Origin of the sequence: Lysinibacillus sp. NPDC096382, assembly GCF_044762845.1 — a bacterium.
Classification (GTDB): Bacteria; Bacillota; Bacilli; order Bacillales_A; family Planococcaceae; genus Lysinibacillus.
Genome location: NZ_JBIWFC010000010.1, coordinates 22,010 through 37,141 on the forward strand (window position 1 = coordinate 22,010; position 15,132 = coordinate 37,141).

A 15,132-nucleotide genomic window follows, 5' to 3' on the forward strand; every position below is an offset into this window, starting at 1 on the left:
ACTAACTTAGCTGTTCTTCACGTGTATAGGATTTTCCATCTTCAAGAACAACTTGAAGAATAAACTGATCTTTATTATTTTCAGCAGCGTTTACGAAAGCTTCTTTCCCAAACTTTTGCTGCTTTGTTTCTCTAGTCGTCAATATGCACACCCCCAAATTCTAATGTCTGCATCAATGTTTCTTCTTCGATTTCTCTAACAAGTTTTTTAACACTAAACGTAATAACAAGCGTTCCATCATGTTTCGATGCTTCCATGCGATTCACATGGAATTGATTACCAATATAACGAAAGTTCTCTTTGAATGTTTGATTTACGTCGTCATTTTCCGTGTAGGCGTCTCTCTCATCTTTAGGAAAATAAGTTACATTGATTAAATACTCCCATTCAGAGAGCTTCCAAAGCTTTCTTTCTTGAAAATCGTTAATAATAAGCACCAAAAAAGCAGGTGTCTTAAGACCCTGCCGTATTGGTTCGTCGTATACATCTAAATTCCAGAAAACTTGTTTTAATTGCTGGATAATGAGGGTTTTCAAATTAGTTACCAAAGATTCTTTTCATCTCCTTCGCTATTTCAATCTCCCACATGTTTGGGGCAATACGCTGCATCTCATCCTCAGTTAATTTCAGCATGAAACGACCTTCAACCCAACCGACTGTTTTCCCTGCTATGACTATCCGGTGTCCCTTTTCAACAAAAGAAGCATATTCCAACTGATTGTAAATCACGATTATATAGTTATCGCCCTGTTTGATTACATCAGACTTCCAATTGTTACGTAGGTCTCCGTTATCAACAGGTGTCATCTTTTTGACTTTACGTATGGCTAATTGGGCTATGCGCTGAGCTACTTTCAATTGCACACGGTGTGAGGCTTTGCTGAGCTCAATTAGATTCTCTTTGATACGTAACACTTCACTAAATTCAAAGCCCATCTAAGCATATCCCTTCCGTATCAATAACACTTCTTGGTGTGACACATATACAAAGGGCTCTTTAGCTGATTCATATTCAACGCCATCAACAATAACAATATCCCCAGCAAGTACATCGTAATTACTCGATAGAAACATCTTCACGTCATAGTTAATGACATTCGCTCCACCTTGAACTGCATTGTCCAATTTGGGAGTAGAAAGCCTACATGGTACGTCTGAATGCTTCGGTACCCAATCCATACCATCAGCACCGCTAGGTTTAACGATTTTCCCATAGCGTTTTATCTCGGCCTTCTTGTCATACATAAATTCTACTGCAGGTATAACCTTCGCCATGATACTTTGTATGTCCACAATTACCACCTCAATTTCCTAAAACGATTTAATTGTAATGTGTAGTTAGCCAGGATTAGCACCGTAGATTGCTCACCTATTGTAATATTTGAACCAAACTCAACAGCAACGTCTCCTTCTTTGATAGACTTTGCAATTGCGTAGTCAGCAGGATTCATCGCTTTAATCTCATGACTAATTAAATCGAGCGCCATATTTGCATGAACAAATTTTAAATCCTCAGGAATGTCGCTCCTATTACAATACGTTTTAATCGATTGGGCCACCTCTTCAATTTTTACAAGTAGCTCTTCGTCAGTGAATACATCAGGTTTTACTTTACTTTTTACGATATCGAATACGTTCAATTGAAAAACCTCCTATTCAGCAGGCTTTGAATTTTCAAGTAGTTCCAATAAATCTTCGCGACTAGCATTACCTTTATAATCTATGCCAAGTTCGTCAAGCTTTGCTTTGATTCCGGTAGCTGTAAGAGGTTTTTCGGCCTCTTCAATCACTCTTAAAACTTCAAAACTAGAATGCTTAGCATGCTCACTAAGCACCTCAATTTCTTCACCGACTTTATACGTTACGCCGTCATAACGAACAGGAAAGCTATCATCTTTCACTCTTACTACAGATTTCATTTAACAGTCCTTTCACTTAATTTACTTTTGCGATGAAAATATTATCGATAGTTTCAAAGCTCGGTAGTACAATTTCAGACACAATCGTTTCAACATTTACAGGATGCGGTTCTTTGATAGTTGTGATAGCTACGCCAGTGTTAACAATAGATACGTCTGCTGAAGATTGGCCGGCCAACAAGTCAGACTCTTCTGGAGTCGTACCATAGTAGGTACTACCAAGATTTCCGTCTGGAATCAATGTAAAGTAGTCATCTGGATAGAAATTATGCAATGAGCTATCTTCAGCACGGTACTTCTTGTTGTAAACCGCAACTGAAAGACCAAATTTATCTTGTAAATATTGCTTCAATAGAGCATCCGTCATGATCACATTCTGACCGCCTAGTGGATTCATATCTAAACGAATGCTTTGGTGTTTTAACAAATAGCCAAACGTTTTACGCGTCATAATGGCATTCGTTGGTCGGGTGCCCGTATTCTCTTCTACCGTGTCTTGCCAGTTCATTATGTCTTGAATCGGTGTAGCATCCTTATTACTCCATTGAGCTCCACCAGTTAATGCTTCTTTATGGTCATCTTTCATTTTGTAATCGTAGTCGTAATCTTGGCGATTAGCTGTTATACGAATTTTCCCTGTAGAAAGTAACTGCATAATCATGCGCTCAGGCTGTACATTCGCGCCATTCACAAGGTTAGTTGCATCATCATAAATGTTTGCAATAATCGTTTGGGTCATTGCATCCAAATTAGAAGCCTGCAATTTATTTAATTCTTGTCGATCTTTTTCTCCAATCCTCATCGCTTCACGGAAGAAAGGCATTTCTGTTTGAATTTTGCTAAATCCGATACGATCACGAATCGTCGCTTTTGCATCAAATTCAGAAGGCATTAAAGCTACTGGTAATCCATTAGATCCTTTTATCCAACTTAAATCTAAGCCAAGTTGTTTCTTTGGTGGAAAAAGAGTAGCTCCTAAATATGGAATGCTGTTTGACGGGTTATTTTGGTAGTAAGCCGCAATATTTTGGGCATTTACTAAATCAAAAATTGTTGGCATTAATAATCATCCTTTCTTATTTTAAAAATGTAATTTGTTTTAATGCTTCTAAAGCTTCAGTAGTTGGCGCCTCTGGAAGTTTATCAAGCGCAATAAATCCGTGAATTAAAGCAGCTCCTGGTGCAGGACCAAACGTGACATCAGTATCACTGAAAAGAACACCTTCTGCTTCAGCACTGTTTGTTTTTATAGCTTTCACAGATTCATCCAATAAGAACCCACCACCTAGAATAGTTCCAGCGGGTACAATTTTTTTGCCCTCTGCATTTAGACTAACTCCTGCGTCCGAAACAGTGATAGCTAGATTCACATAATGATCCGGAAACTTTAAAATTACTTTTTTGTTTGTGAAAGTTGTTTCAACAAATTTACTCATTTTATTTCATCTCCTTATTCAAAATAAGATTTACGTGCATCAGTTAAGTGCTGCGTATTTCCTGATACTTCTTCTGCAATTCGCTTACCATAGTTATCATTCGAGTTTGCATTTCCATCGTCTTTTTTTCCTTCACCTGGCTTTACGCCTGCCGGTAATGGTGATGATTCAGGCACAAACAAAAAGGACTTGGATTCTTGCAACGTTTTTAGTTGCTCCTCAAGTCCTTTCGTGATGTTACCATCCACATCTAATTCAATTGCTGTTTTGTCGATTTCTCTTGATGTGATATCCGTATCGTGCACCTTGCCATGTAATGCTAATTTAATGGCGTTGGAAAGTTGCGTTTCTTTTAAATCACTTTCGTATTTGGCTTTAGCATCAGTATTTTCTTGCTGTAACTCTTCGATTTTCGTTTGAAGCCCCTTAGCATCAACCTTCTTCAATTCTTCAAGCTGCGTGTCACGGTCTTTCAATTGCGTTGTAAGGTCCTTATTTTCTTGAATTTTATCATCAAGCCGACTTTTAGGGACCATTGTGCCAAATCCATCTAAAACCTTCTGTGCTAGTTCTTCTGTTAAGCCTAAAGCAATTAATTCTTCTTTTTTCATCGTTATAACCTCCTATTTCGCATTGTCGTAGTACGCACGATAGGTGTTAGCTTTGAATCTTTTACGTCTGCAAAGCAAAAAAGACGATGAAACTATGAGACGTACTTCACTTTCCACTTTTTATAGTCCATCTTCTCGATCCGACCGTTAGCAGACATTCGTGTTTCATTTTTCATATACTCTGCTTCGTTGAAATACGCAATAGTTGTTGTCCTGCATCTCGTATGAAACGGTGGAGCATTGGTACCTGGTTTATAATCTTTCACAAAGTATAGTTTCATATCCTGTTCTTGACATATTTCTGATGTACGATTGTCCAATGTGGCAAGTATCTGATAGTGGTCAATACCTGCATCAATATAAGCGTTGTTTGTAGCTAAACCGTGAAAGAAATTAGCTTCAGTTCTTACAAGCGCCTCCGCTCGACTTAAAGCTACATCAGTCGCTTCACTAATTGCTCTTGACGTTTTTATGAGTGAGCGACCCTGTTTAAACGATTTTTCTAACTCTATTTTTATAGTTGCTATTGTTTGGGCTTCATGCCCCCATATTCGCTTTGAAAACTCTTTCCCGGACCAATTATAGGACAATACATCTTTCATAACATCATCTGTTAGTTTAGTGATAGGCTGATAAACTGCCGTAAACGATGCAATGTCATACAACGATTTGTAGTAGGAGTTTTCATAAACCTCTGTTAGCCCTGAGTACGTATAAGCCTGTAATCCATTTGCGCTACCGAATAACTCAAGCATCTGCATTTGTATCTGTAATTGCAACATTTCTAGTCGAGAGATTCTCGCTCTATAACTTATTGCATTTAATATGCGATCATATTCTGGATCGCCTAACAATGACATTGCTCTAAATTGATGAAGTGTGATATTTCGAAAATCCTTTAGTTCTTTAGCTGTTAAATACTTTTTTGCTTCGGCATATGAAATTTTATTATCAATAGCATAACGTGAATAGAATACTTCAATCTGTTGTATGATGTTTGCTTGTGCTATACGTAGTTGTTCATCCATACGAGCCAAATGTTTACTTGCAATAAGTTGTGATTCTAGCTCACGCTGTGCTGCACGACTTTCCCAATACTTACTCATTGCCCTTCACTTCCATTTGAGATTGTCGCTGTTGCTCTATAGACTCTCGATACTCATCTATTTCTTTCTGTTCTTCTTCCTTTTGCTTTTTAAGGCGTTTCTCGACCTCCGGTGTATACCAAGGGTGATTTTCACGGTTTGTTTGGTCATCGATAATACCTGTAGACTTCTCGCACATCTCAACAGCTTCCAACTCGTTTGTGATGATATCACGATTGAATATAAACTTTACTTTTTCATTTGTGAAATCACCTTCGTCAATCATCTTTAGATAATGTGTAATAAACCACATCATATGTTCAATGCTTGATTGCATCTCACTTTCTAAAATATTACTGTCAAGATCTAAATCACTGTAACGAAATTTAAGAGCAACTCCAGAAGCATTGCCTAGATTTTCATTTATGGTATCCACACCACGGCCTAATTCATAAATAACTTTACGTGTGCGTTCAAGCTCTTTTTCTGTTGCCTCTGTTTGAATGTCAGCTATAAGTTTGTCTACATCACCATTTTCATCCGTTTTAACAACACGGTATTTATTCAAGTCACTAATAAACTCTTCTAAATCTACTCCGCCGTAATTTATTAGCTTATAGATGAAATTCGGAATATCGGCAAGGATATCGGCATTAGTTGATGCTTGAGTATTGTAGTTATCCACTAACGATTTAATTTGGTCAATCAGTGCTTGTTCTTCCTCGTTATAACGGAAATGAATAAGAGGTATCTTTTCCCATAGTACTGGCTGTTCACCAAATAAAAAATGATAACCTTGTTTACCACCTCTCTGAACATCAGAAACAAGTGTTGAACCATCTAGTACATAATGATCGATACCTTTATTGTGATAGTGCTCAACCTTTTTCAGTGTCTTTTTTGTTGTCCCATCATAATAATCCGTTTCATACACTCTTAAAAAAGACTCTATTTTCATATTCTCGGAGTCAGCATAAAAAGGAATGATCTGCTCGGCAGGGAAGCGCATAAAACTTAGTTCACCAGTCTCATTAAAGTATGGATGTAAGTAAGCAACTCCCTTATTGATGGCCTCCTTGCCTACCTTTCGTAAACGATTGATCATTCCAGCATCAAAGATTTCATTGAGCTTTTTCTGATAAACTTTGTTTTCACTTGTAATAGATGGCTGTTTTGAAAGTGTGTAACCAACTTTTTGATCAACGAGTTTCTTTACATATCCATGAACAAGCTTTAAATTAGATTTCCAAGCAGCGTCACGCTTCTTTTCTTCTATGTCCATTTTATTTCTATAATACTTTTCTCCAATAATCATCAACTTGCGTTTGTCAGACTTTTCCCAGTCTTCTATCTCGTTAAGTATTACTTGTTCATCCTTAATCACACTTTCAACCATATTCTTAATCACCTCTTCCATTTGCTCATGCCAACGCGGTCTAAACAAGTCTTCGATCAGCATTTAATCACCTCACTTTAGAACAGACATTGAAGGTCGTTTCATATCTCTTTCAAATGCATAGCGAGTAGCATCGATTGTATGATTATCTTTATCCTCTAAGCGAGGTATTGGATTGCCATCTCTGTCCGTTTGATAATCGATGTTTTCAAATTCTCTTGCTATGTTCGGTGTACGCAATGGGTCAATATAAATTGCATCTAAATCATCTAACCATTCCTCACCATATTCAACGCTATCTGGCCCTTTCTTTACGGCATAGAGCTTTTTAATACCTAACTCATTCTTTAACTCTTCATTGGATTTTGGCTCTGCACTTTCTGCTGCAATACGGTCATTTTCATAACCCTTCGCATGTAATTTTTTCGATAACTCACGATTACTAATTTTCACTCCGTATACTTCATCAACAGCATAGACAGCATTTTTCTTCTTGTCATAATGCCAACGTACAAATGCTAATGGATCCGTAGCATAACCGTAATCGACTCCGTTTCGGATGTTGTCAAAGGAGGCAACCATTTCATCAGTGATTGAACCTTTTTCAATTTGTAAGTTATCAAACGGCACAACACCACTACCTATTGCTTCACCAAGGTATTCCCAACGATAACGTAATTCATTACGCTCTTTAGCAGCCTTAGCTTCCTCTATAAACTGTTTCGAGATAAATGGGTTATCAAGGTAAGTGGACTTATGAACAAACGTATTATCAGCCTGTAATGAGCTCTCGTACTTCTTGTTCACCCAAGACTGTTTACGTTTCGGTGGGTTATACGTATAAAAAAACTTATAAAAAAGACCATCTCCAAGTTCACCACGTAATAGCGAGTTGGTAATGGTCGTTACTTCTTCTTCTGTTTTAAATTCAGCTAGTTCCTCTAACCATGCGAGGGCAAAAGGAAAGTTAGCACTCTTTAACGATTTAATACGAGTAGGATCTTGAGCACCCCTGAAAATCATGTAATTGCCACGCGGTAAATACGTTATCCGCATAGGTGACTTATTGATTTTAAATAGGTGCGATACTCCTTGCTCGTTTATGGCCCATTTCATTTGTTCAAATATGGATGTTTCGATGGTATTGTCTACTTTACGTATACCCACTGCATTGACAGCGTATCGCATAAGCAATTGCGTAATGATATGTGCAACATCCGATGATTTACCCGAACCACGGCCACCCTTGCAAACAACATTTAAAATATCGGTTGCAATAGACGCTCTCCAAACACTATGAAACGCTGTAGGTAGTAACTCCGATAGCTTTTTAACTGCCATCACTATCACCACTTATGTCGTCAACAAATACAGGTGTAATATTGGCGTTGATTTCTTGTTTATCTGTCCACATTGCAAAACGCTTACCAAGCATCTCAGCTGCTTTAATTCGGTCTTTGGCGGATACATCTATATCATCGATTGTTTGAGCACCTTCGCCAATCCCTCGAAGGATTTCTTCTGATTGTTCACCACGCATTAACGATGTTAGATATTCAAGTATTTCCTGTTGGCTTGCTACACGCTCAGACTTTAACTCTTCCATCCGTTTTTCTATATATGTTTTTATGCTCACATTTGCAACTAATTTATGAGCATTACCTCTTGCGTAGGCTTTGCTGTATCCAGCCTTTATTGCAGCTTGTTCTACATTCCCTAACTCAATATAGTAGTCTGCAAATGCTTGTTGTTTTGGATTTAATTTACGTTCAATCAATGGCATCACCCCATTATGCTAGTTGCTTAGTAAAATAAAAAAACACCCTAAGAGGGTGTTTTACTTACTCATTATTAACATTTAAATAAAATCTCCATGTTACTGAATTCATATAAATCCAAAATTTTATCTTCTTATCTGTCAAAATTGAATATCTAATTTCAACTATACCTTTGAAATCCTTGGTAATAGTTTCATTATTATTATCAAGTATAAATGTAATACTTCTTTTACTATAATTAACAATATATTTTTTCAATTTAAAAGCTTTTTCATTAAAACCAACATCATCTTCAGTAATGCCCAATTCAATTTCTTCTGTTCTTCTCAGAAATCCCTCTAGTTCATGCCATATTAGAAGCTGGGATAAATCATCGTTGTCATTACTATCCATCAGTGAATTTTTAAAGTACTTGCCAGCTTTATTGATATTGTTTTCAAAAGCATCTTTTAGATTATCAATACTTGATTTTTTCTGATTCTCTTCATCATTCTTTTGTAGTTCTGCAGTAATAAGATCTATATAATCTTTTCCAATCTCTTGAACCTCTTCTTTAAATTTTTCAATATTATTTTTAATAGTACTTGGATTAAGGTCATTTATCTTAGTATCTACCTGCCCTAATTTTTCTTTCATTTCCCCTAAAATGATATTCATCTCATTTTTTATTGTATCTGCCTTTGTAGCTTCTCGTACAGATATATAAATTGCTACTGATGCTAAAGCAATAGAAACAAATGTTGAAATGTATGAAATTACCTCTATTAATTTTACGCTATTAATTTCATTATAGATAGAAATAAAGATTATAAATATGAATAACCAAATCCAATCTTTATGTGTCCATTTCATTTTGCACCTCCTACATAATAATAAATCATGTTGGATATACAAAACCTTAATAAGTTTTTGCTCTCAAAAGCAAGTACCGTTTGTTTAGCAGCAAGGGGAGGTCTGCACGATACTGGCTTTTCAGGGCAAAATAAAAACACCCCGAAGGATGTTATTTTGAAAGTTCTTTTTGGTAATACAACATTTTTTTCTCCAAAAGGTTTTTATAATTCCTTAAATATTCTTTATATCCTTTTTCTACAGTTTGTATGCCTTCCTGTGAAGTCAATAGTCTTCCTAAAGGAACAAATTTCCCATCTTCCATTTTAATGCCTTTATTATCAATCTCTTTGATGATATCTACTAATTTTAACAACTCGTTATAACAATCCGTATCTATTTTTGAAGCATATTCGAATAAAGTATCTCTAGCTCTATTAAAATCATTGAAAATTTGCGTTGGTAAAAAAACCGTTTCGTTAATAACAATTTCCATTACTAACACTGATTTTCTGATCAATTCAATTTTTTGTGGAATTTGGTCTTTCCTTCTAATATCTTTTTCATGTTTTATTGTCCGTTTTACTCCCATTAATGTCATACCACCTGAAATAACACCACCTAAAATAGCACCTACTAATCCTATTGCCGCCACTATTAAAAGAGTAGCTTCCTCACCTATCCCAAATGTCAATTGGAACAATTTTAACCAAAACACTGGAACAAACAAAATAACTAAAATAATTACGATACTTGTTATAACATATTTTTTCATCAGTTTACCTCCAATCCAATAATAAATCGGAAGATGAAAAATATGTAATAACTTTTTGCCCTCAAAACAACACCAAACTCTGCCCTCTTATCTCGTAAGGTTTTGGCTGTTTGATGCAGTTTTCAAAGCAAAAGAAAAAGCCTCCATCCTAAGATGAAAGCTTTGCTATTGTTTTTGTCGAGTTAGCTCACTTGCGAAATCGTGGTAGAGCTGCACCACGTTATATTTGTAAAGCGAATTGTGTTTTGTTTATAGTGCATTTCCGTGCACTTATTGCTCAGTAAGTTTGACTAAAAGGAAAGTGGACGAAGTTCACACCACTCCTTCAGTTTTATTAGCCTTTTATATTAATTAAGATACCTAATCTCTTAAAAAATATGGGCCGGCCGTGTATGTCTTGCCTCGAACAAGTTTATGAAGCGCAGGTCGGTCGTCGGTCTGTCTTTCCCTAATATTTAGTGTTTTATAAATACCAAAGGAAGAAACATTTACCTGTCCGACCTCCCCTTCATTTTACACTGTATATTATTTAAAATGATACGTTTGGAACATTTGGAACATCTGGCACATTTGTAACACTTGGAACATCTTGAAAATACGTAACTCTATTTAATGTAAAAAATAGTTTACAATATGTAAGAAATAAATTACAATCTATACAAGAGGTGGTGCTATTGTTAAATAACAAATTAGTAATTTGTAGGGCGGAAAAAGGATGGACACAACAACAATTAGCAGATGTGGTTGGTGTCAGTCGACAAACTATAGCAGCTTTAGAGAAAAATAAATATAATCCGTCTTTGATTCTAGCTTTTAAAATTGCTAATTCATTTGAGAAAGAAATAACGGATGTATTTAATTATGTGGAGGATGAATAATGGTTAACGTAGCTACGATTAGTATTTGTGTTTTAGCAGTGTTAGTAATTATTGCAGAGTTTTACAAATCTACATTTGAACGTAGGATGGAGTCGCAAGATGAGAGAGGTCAAATGCTCATCTTTAAAATCAAGTCATTTTCTTATTCTGTTCTAACTGTTGGTATATTAATTGGAGTAGCACTAGTAGCAATGTTAAAATTAATAGATAAAGAATATTTTATTTATTATGTAATGCTTGTGTTTTTCATTCAAAGTATATCATCATCTATTTATTTGGCCGTTGTTCGGAGAGTGTAAAACATTTTGTAAAAAACCCTGTCTTAAAATGAGGACAGGGTTATTATTATTTACTTCATCATCATATCAATAACACGTTCTCGTACTCGCTGTACGCTTGTATGACTCATATTAAGCTTTGCACCTATCCAGCGGAAAGGCATGCCTTCTAACAACCAATAAAGTACTTCTTGCTCTATATCGCCATTTACCTTGCTTGTTAAATTTTGAACCATTAGTAATTCATCTTTAATTTTGTTAATGCGTACTTCTCGCGATGCTCTAATTTGAACATGTGCATGTACTGGATCACTTGTACTTCCGACTGCTTTAGGCATTGTTGCCTCAATACCATACTTGGCTGTAGATGCCGCCGCTGTTAATGAATCAAGCTCATCTTTCATTCTCATGTACTTACACATATTGTCATGGTACTTTTTAATTGCCTTGTCTAGTTGGTAGCGATTTAATTCCGTTTTCTCTTTTAACATAGGTTTGCCCTCCTACGGTGTGATATAATAATGTTGTAAGCACCGTCAAAGGGCATAAACCAATTCTTAGCTGTAGCGTCTGAACACGCTGCGGCTTTTTTTATTAAATTTCCAGGTTTTCAACTATACAAAACTAAAATTACAACATAGTTATAGTAGTGTAAGTGTTTGCTTGACACTTCAATGTCTTCATCCAAGACTACTTTTTAGCCATTTCTTTTTAAAGAGATGGCTCTTTTTTCATTTTGGGATAGCAACCTGTTGCTTTGCATTGCCCCACACTGTTATCGCATGTGCTATCCCTCTATTACATATAAAAGTGTTTGTTTTATAAAACTTTACGTGTGTGTGTTTGTTATTTTTATCATATTGTTCAGTAATGAATTATTTTTTTAATTTTAACCATACTATCCTTGCTTTAGCTAAAATAAGAAAAGGAAGTGAAAGTATGGGTATTTTTGGTGGAAATCCAAAAAACGAGCCATTGCATTACGGTGAAGTGTTTAGTATTTGGTCAAATTTAATTGCAGATTATGGTATGATTTCTGGCTATCAAACTTTTTATAATCATGCTGGTGACGAAGATCTAAAGAAAATAATTGAAGATATCGTTGAACTTTGCAGGGAAGAAGTAAAACAATTAGAGAAAATCCTAAAAACAAATGGTATTGGTTTACCTCCTGCTTCACCTGAAAGACCGGTAGCAAGGATGAAGGATATCCCCGCTGGTGCTAAGTTTAATGATCCAGAAATTAGCGCTGCACTTAGTGCCGACCTAGCTGCTGGATTAGTTGCATGCAGTCAAGCAATGGGTATTTCTATTCGTGAAGATATCGCATTAATGTATGGACAATTCCATACAGCAAAAGCTCAAATCGGTGCTAAACTACTACGACTTAATAAAAATAAAGGCTGGTTAGTTCCACCACCATTACATGTAGATTATCCTGAAAAATAATATTTATTTCCTGACAAACCGTTTCCCCAGTATAAACTGGGGTTTTTTATTTTCCTCATATTGTTCAATAAGCGCTGCTCAAATAAAGTATCTTTGTTCAAACCTAAATAGGTTTTAATCCAATCTCATATTTCTTTTAAACATATTATAAAAGAAATAGTGAGGTGAAATTATGTCTAAAAAAAAGAAAATTACTAGAATAAAAACTAACGGAAATTGTCCGCCAGTTAAGTACACAGCACTTAATAGTTGCTGTCCTTCAGTCCCCACCTCATCGTGTCTTTGTGATTGTTGTGTTTCTCCACTTCAGTCCGTCTTACAGCAGCTTGTTGGGCAAACTGTAATTCTTGGCACTGTTGCAGACGCACCAAATGTACCTCCTCTATTTTTTTTATTCACAATTATTGAAGTGAATGATTTTTTAGTTACTGTTACAGATGGTGCGACAACCTTTAAAGTAAATATTTCTGATGTTACAGGGGTAGGATTTTTACCACCAGGACCTACTATCAACTTGTTGCCACCTGTTAATTCAGGGTGCGAGTGTGATTGTCGCGAACGACCGATTAGACAATTGCTAGATACACTTATCGGTTCTACAGTGAATCTTTTAGCAGTTAATGGTTCTATTGCAGCAGATTTTACCGTGGAACAAACAGGTCTTGGCATAGTGTTAGGTACTTTACCAATAAGTCCTGAAACAATCGTTAGATTTGCAATTTCAACTTGCAAAATTACAGCTGTAGGACAGACTAATTGAATAAGGGATAATATTAAAAATATTTAGTGAGTCGTTAGTTATTAATAATTAGTAATTTTATTCTTAACTAACAGGGGCTTGTTGAATAGCTATAAAGAAGTATCCATCTCATACAATTGGTCTTTTTTTAAAATAGAACATTAATAATGAGTCTAAGTTATTAATTGAATGTAGGTAACCTATTGCCCTTTACACCATCTTTCACTCGAATAAAATACTACAAACGGAGGTGAAAAAATGGATAAATGTAGTAACTGTAATAAACGTTCCTACTTATGTGGAAGCCAAATAGGACCATTCACAGCCATTGATCTCTGTGGAATTACTGGTGCTATTCCTCCTGTAACACCATCAGCATGTAGTAGTCTTTGCGAATATGGATATATATATAATCTAAGTCCTGAAACTGTAGCTGTAGAGGCTGATGTTATTTTCGATTCAACAGGTATAGTTACACCTGGAATTACGCACATTCCAGGAACCTCTCAAATTGTTGTTACCACACCAGGAATCTACGAAGTTACTTTCAGCGTATCAGGTGTTGAACCTAACCAATTCACACTATTTTTAAATGGTGTACCGATCCCAGTATCAGTCTACGGTTCAGGAGCTGGTACTCAGCAAAATACTGGTCAGGTGATAATTGCTATCCCAGCCGGCGGTATTCTTACACTTAGAAATCATACCTCCGCTGCAGCAGTAATCCTTCAAACATTGGCAGGAGGCACACAAACAAACGTAAATGCTTCTATTATCCTTAAAATGTTAAGTCCTATTGTTTAAAGATAAAATACTCGGTAAAGATAGTTAGGAGTAAGTTTCCTTTGACGAAGGATTTGCTCCTTTTTTTCTTTTCAGATTTATTCATTCATATCAGGTAATTGATAACCCGTGTTCTCACTTCCTTCCTGAACAATATGTTTCAAATCTTCACTTACCCCACCTACGCAAACGACTAATCTGTTCAAGCTCTTTCCCAATACTCCGTAGTTGCCTATAAGTCTTGCACCTTCTGCATTTCTTGCTAGGATCATAAGCTTTACGTTTCGGGCATCCTCGGCACTCTAGAAAAGCTATGTGGTCCTGTTGATTAATGAGCCTTGCTCTACGCTGTTTAACTTCCTTGCGTACCGTTAAGCACCCCATTCAATCGTCACCTCTGCTCTCGGCTGCTCTGAATAAAACTTCCTCACTGTCATGTCAACAATCTGAGAGTCATCATGCCAAATGATTTTGTTGCAACCATCCTTGATGCCCTTAATCAAGTTATCGAGGTCAGGCTTTGTCGTTGGACGTAATTCACCACTCGCTATAAGCTTTCTCTTTGGCCCTGTGTGGTATTTCTTTGGTGGCATGAGATAAATATCAGCTTTTAGTTTAATAGGCTCTGTAATCAATTCTGACGGCTTATATGTCCATGCTACGAGCTTTACAAAGTCTTTGAAGTCCTTACTCTTCGGTGCGTCATGTGTGACAACCTTCTTACCACGTCTACTAAATCGAGGTCGCTCTTGAGGTTGAATGACCCCTGGTATTTCAAATGTGAGTACGTTCATGTTTGCCCTCCTAGCTTATTGAAACTCCAATGACTCTCCACGATTTGCTGCTAACTCCATTCCGTCCGCAAGCTTTAGAGCGTTCAATTTGTCGTAATCTTCCCAACCTGATACTAATTCTCTTAGTCTAGGTGCTACTTGTTTACATTCATCTGGCGTAAGTTCACCATCACAATCTGAATGATCTAGTAAAGGGATGATGTCATCTTGATAGATGTGGAATGGTACATTTCCACCGAAGCCTTCCATGTTATCTAAGTCCATTCCAATTTGTTCCGCTAACCTTTTTCTGAAATTGCCAAAGCCACTATAACTCCAACGCGCATCAGTATGACTGAAATCTAAACCCATTTTTATTCCTCCTTCTTATAAGTCTGCTG

At 36.4% G+C, this 15,132-nt stretch carries 22 protein-coding genes and 1 pseudogene; 5 read left to right on the plus strand and 18 right to left on the minus strand.

Going from position 1 to position 15,132, the window contains the following annotated elements:
* Position 1 precedes the first annotated feature (1 nt).
* The 15 genes from ACIQZA_RS14775 to ACIQZA_RS14845 all read right to left on the minus strand — a co-directional run bounded on the left by ACIQZA_RS14775 (position 2) and on the right by ACIQZA_RS14845 (position 9,831).
* Positions 2–142 (minus strand): hypothetical protein, encoded by a 141-nt coding sequence (locus ACIQZA_RS14775; protein WP_402882223.1) that lies wholly within the window; start codon positions 140–142, stop codon positions 2–4.
* Complete coding sequence (locus ACIQZA_RS14780; protein ID WP_402882225.1) at positions 132–548, minus strand: phage tail terminator family protein; 417 nt, start codon at positions 546–548, stop codon at positions 132–134. The genes ACIQZA_RS14775 and ACIQZA_RS14780 overlap by 11 nt, the downstream gene beginning before the upstream one ends.
* Complete coding sequence (locus ACIQZA_RS14785; protein ID WP_400932668.1) at positions 538–936, minus strand: HK97 gp10 family phage protein; 399 nt, start codon at positions 934–936, stop codon at positions 538–540. The genes ACIQZA_RS14780 and ACIQZA_RS14785 overlap by 11 nt, the downstream gene beginning before the upstream one ends.
* The gene (locus tag ACIQZA_RS14790; RefSeq protein WP_400932666.1) at positions 937–1,293 is read right to left on the minus strand and encodes a hypothetical protein; all 357 of its coding nucleotides are present in this window, start codon (positions 1,291–1,293) and stop codon (positions 937–939) included.
* Between the two features lie 2 nt (positions 1,294–1,295).
* Positions 1,296–1,640 (minus strand): head-tail connector protein, encoded by a 345-nt coding sequence (locus ACIQZA_RS14795; RefSeq protein ID WP_400932664.1) that lies wholly within the window; start codon positions 1,638–1,640, stop codon positions 1,296–1,298.
* 12 nt (positions 1,641–1,652) lie between these two features.
* Positions 1,653–1,919, minus strand: coding sequence for a DUF7210 family protein (locus ACIQZA_RS14800; protein ID WP_400932662.1), 267 nt, complete (start codon positions 1,917–1,919; stop codon positions 1,653–1,655).
* A gap of 16 nt (positions 1,920–1,935) precedes the next feature.
* Entirely contained in the window at positions 1,936–2,979 is a 1,044-nt protein-coding gene (locus ACIQZA_RS14805) for a major capsid protein (protein WP_400932660.1), read from the minus strand.
* A 16-nt stretch (positions 2,980–2,995) separates the two neighbouring features.
* Entirely contained in the window at positions 2,996–3,355 is a 360-nt protein-coding gene (locus ACIQZA_RS14810) for a hypothetical protein (protein WP_400932658.1), read from the minus strand.
* Positions 3,356–3,369: 14 nt separating this feature from the next.
* Complete coding sequence (locus ACIQZA_RS14815) at positions 3,370–3,966, minus strand: phage scaffolding protein (protein ID WP_402882229.1); 597 nt, start codon at positions 3,964–3,966, stop codon at positions 3,370–3,372.
* A 92-nt stretch (positions 3,967–4,058) separates the two neighbouring features.
* A complete protein-coding gene (locus ACIQZA_RS14820) occupies positions 4,059–5,072 on the minus strand; it encodes a minor capsid protein (RefSeq protein ID WP_400932654.1) in 1,014 nt (337 codons plus the stop codon).
* On the minus strand, positions 5,065–6,510 hold the full coding sequence (locus ACIQZA_RS14825) for a phage portal protein (protein WP_400932652.1): 1,446 nt from the start codon (positions 6,508–6,510) through the stop codon (positions 5,065–5,067). The genes ACIQZA_RS14820 and ACIQZA_RS14825 overlap by 8 nt, the downstream gene beginning before the upstream one ends.
* Before the next feature lie 9 nt (positions 6,511–6,519).
* Complete coding sequence (locus tag ACIQZA_RS14830; RefSeq protein WP_402882230.1) at positions 6,520–7,788, minus strand: PBSX family phage terminase large subunit; 1,269 nt, start codon at positions 7,786–7,788, stop codon at positions 6,520–6,522.
* Entirely contained in the window at positions 7,778–8,224 is a 447-nt protein-coding gene (locus ACIQZA_RS14835; RefSeq protein WP_402882231.1) for a terminase small subunit, read from the minus strand. Before ACIQZA_RS14835 ends, ACIQZA_RS14830 begins: the two co-directional genes overlap by 11 nt.
* A 64-nt stretch (positions 8,225–8,288) precedes the next feature.
* Positions 8,289–9,077, minus strand: coding sequence for a hypothetical protein (locus tag ACIQZA_RS14840; protein WP_402882234.1), 789 nt, complete (start codon positions 9,075–9,077; stop codon positions 8,289–8,291).
* Positions 9,078–9,228: 151 nt separating this feature from the next.
* A complete protein-coding gene (locus ACIQZA_RS14845) occupies positions 9,229–9,831 on the minus strand; it encodes a hypothetical protein (RefSeq protein WP_402882236.1) in 603 nt (200 codons plus the stop codon).
* Between the two features lie 674 nt (positions 9,832–10,505).
* Between ACIQZA_RS14845 and ACIQZA_RS14850 the strand changes: the two genes are divergently transcribed.
* Entirely contained in the window at positions 10,506–10,709 is a 204-nt protein-coding gene (locus tag ACIQZA_RS14850; protein WP_054550329.1) for a helix-turn-helix transcriptional regulator, read from the plus strand.
* A complete protein-coding gene (locus tag ACIQZA_RS14855; RefSeq protein ID WP_402882238.1) occupies positions 10,709–11,008 on the plus strand; it encodes a hypothetical protein in 300 nt (99 codons plus the stop codon). Before ACIQZA_RS14850 ends, ACIQZA_RS14855 begins: the two co-directional genes overlap by 1 nt.
* 50 nt (positions 11,009–11,058) lie before the next feature.
* Here ACIQZA_RS14855 and ACIQZA_RS14860 read toward each other — a convergent pair whose 3' ends face one another.
* Positions 11,059–11,478 carry a hypothetical protein gene (locus ACIQZA_RS14860; RefSeq protein ID WP_400932634.1) on the minus strand — a complete coding sequence of 140 codons (420 nt, stop codon included), beginning with the start codon at positions 11,476–11,478 and terminating at the stop codon, positions 11,059–11,061.
* 448 nt (positions 11,479–11,926) lie between these two features.
* Here ACIQZA_RS14860 and ACIQZA_RS14865 point away from each other — a divergent pair, with 448 nt between their 5' ends.
* From ACIQZA_RS14865 to ACIQZA_RS14875, 3 genes and pseudogenes are all read left to right on the plus strand, one after another.
* On the plus strand, positions 11,927–12,436 hold the full coding sequence (locus ACIQZA_RS14865) for a DUF3231 family protein (protein WP_402882241.1): 510 nt from the start codon (positions 11,927–11,929) through the stop codon (positions 12,434–12,436).
* A 268-nt stretch (positions 12,437–12,704) separates the two neighbouring features.
* Positions 12,705–13,196, plus strand: a pseudogene (locus tag ACIQZA_RS14870) (bclA protein); the annotation flags it as partial.
* Positions 13,197–13,433: 237 nt separating this feature from the next.
* Positions 13,434–13,979, plus strand: coding sequence for a collagen-like protein (locus tag ACIQZA_RS14875; protein ID WP_402882243.1), 546 nt, complete (start codon positions 13,434–13,436; stop codon positions 13,977–13,979).
* Between the two features lie 350 nt (positions 13,980–14,329).
* Here ACIQZA_RS14875 and ACIQZA_RS14880 read toward each other — a convergent pair whose 3' ends face one another.
* Together ACIQZA_RS14880 and ACIQZA_RS14885 are read right to left on the minus strand one after the other, a co-directional pair.
* Complete coding sequence (locus ACIQZA_RS14880; RefSeq protein ID WP_402882245.1) at positions 14,330–14,752, minus strand: RusA family crossover junction endodeoxyribonuclease; 423 nt, start codon at positions 14,750–14,752, stop codon at positions 14,330–14,332.
* A gap of 15 nt (positions 14,753–14,767) precedes the next feature.
* Positions 14,768–15,103, minus strand: coding sequence for a hypothetical protein (locus ACIQZA_RS14885; protein ID WP_402882247.1), 336 nt, complete (start codon positions 15,101–15,103; stop codon positions 14,768–14,770).
* Between the last annotated feature and the right edge of the window lie 29 nt (positions 15,104–15,132).

Bases quoted from the DNA above. Each gene is read 5' to 3' on its own strand.
- ACIQZA_RS14785 (WP_400932668.1), bottom strand. From the start codon at position 936: ATGGGCTTTGAATTTAGTGAAGTGTTACGTATCAAAGAGAATCTAATT.
- ACIQZA_RS14800 (WP_400932662.1), bottom strand. From the start codon at position 1,919: ATGAAATCTGTAGTAAGAGTGAAAGATGATAGCTTTCCTGTTCGTTAT.
- ACIQZA_RS14805 (WP_400932660.1), bottom strand. From the start codon at position 2,979: ATGCCAACAATTTTTGATTTAGTAAATGCCCAAAATATTGCGGCTTAC.
- ACIQZA_RS14810 (WP_400932658.1), bottom strand. From the start codon at position 3,355: ATGAGTAAATTTGTTGAAACAACTTTCACAAACAAAAAAGTAATTTTA.
- ACIQZA_RS14815 (WP_402882229.1), bottom strand. From the start codon at position 3,966: ATGAAAAAAGAAGAATTAATTGCTTTAGGCTTAACAGAAGAACTAGCA.
- ACIQZA_RS14820 (WP_400932654.1), bottom strand. From the start codon at position 5,072: ATGAGTAAGTATTGGGAAAGTCGTGCAGCACAGCGTGAGCTAGAATCA.
- ACIQZA_RS14825 (WP_400932652.1), bottom strand. From the start codon at position 6,510: ATGCTGATCGAAGACTTGTTTAGACCGCGTTGGCATGAGCAAATGGAA.
- ACIQZA_RS14830 (WP_402882230.1), bottom strand. From the start codon at position 7,788: ATGGCAGTTAAAAAGCTATCGGAGTTACTACCTACAGCGTTTCATAGT.
- ACIQZA_RS14840 (WP_402882234.1), bottom strand. From the start codon at position 9,077: ATGAAATGGACACATAAAGATTGGATTTGGTTATTCATATTTATAATC.
- ACIQZA_RS14845 (WP_402882236.1), bottom strand. From the start codon at position 9,831: ATGAAAAAATATGTTATAACAAGTATCGTAATTATTTTAGTTATTTTG.
- ACIQZA_RS14855 (WP_402882238.1), top strand. From the start codon at position 10,709: ATGGTTAACGTAGCTACGATTAGTATTTGTGTTTTAGCAGTGTTAGTA.
- ACIQZA_RS14860 (WP_400932634.1), bottom strand. From the start codon at position 11,478: ATGTTAAAAGAGAAAACGGAATTAAATCGCTACCAACTAGACAAGGCA.
- ACIQZA_RS14865 (WP_402882241.1), top strand. From the start codon at position 11,927: ATGGGTATTTTTGGTGGAAATCCAAAAAACGAGCCATTGCATTACGGT.
- ACIQZA_RS14875 (WP_402882243.1), top strand. From the start codon at position 13,434: ATGGATAAATGTAGTAACTGTAATAAACGTTCCTACTTATGTGGAAGC.
- ACIQZA_RS14880 (WP_402882245.1), bottom strand. From the start codon at position 14,752: ATGAACGTACTCACATTTGAAATACCAGGGGTCATTCAACCTCAAGAG.
- ACIQZA_RS14885 (WP_402882247.1), bottom strand. From the start codon at position 15,103: ATGGGTTTAGATTTCAGTCATACTGATGCGCGTTGGAGTTATAGTGGC.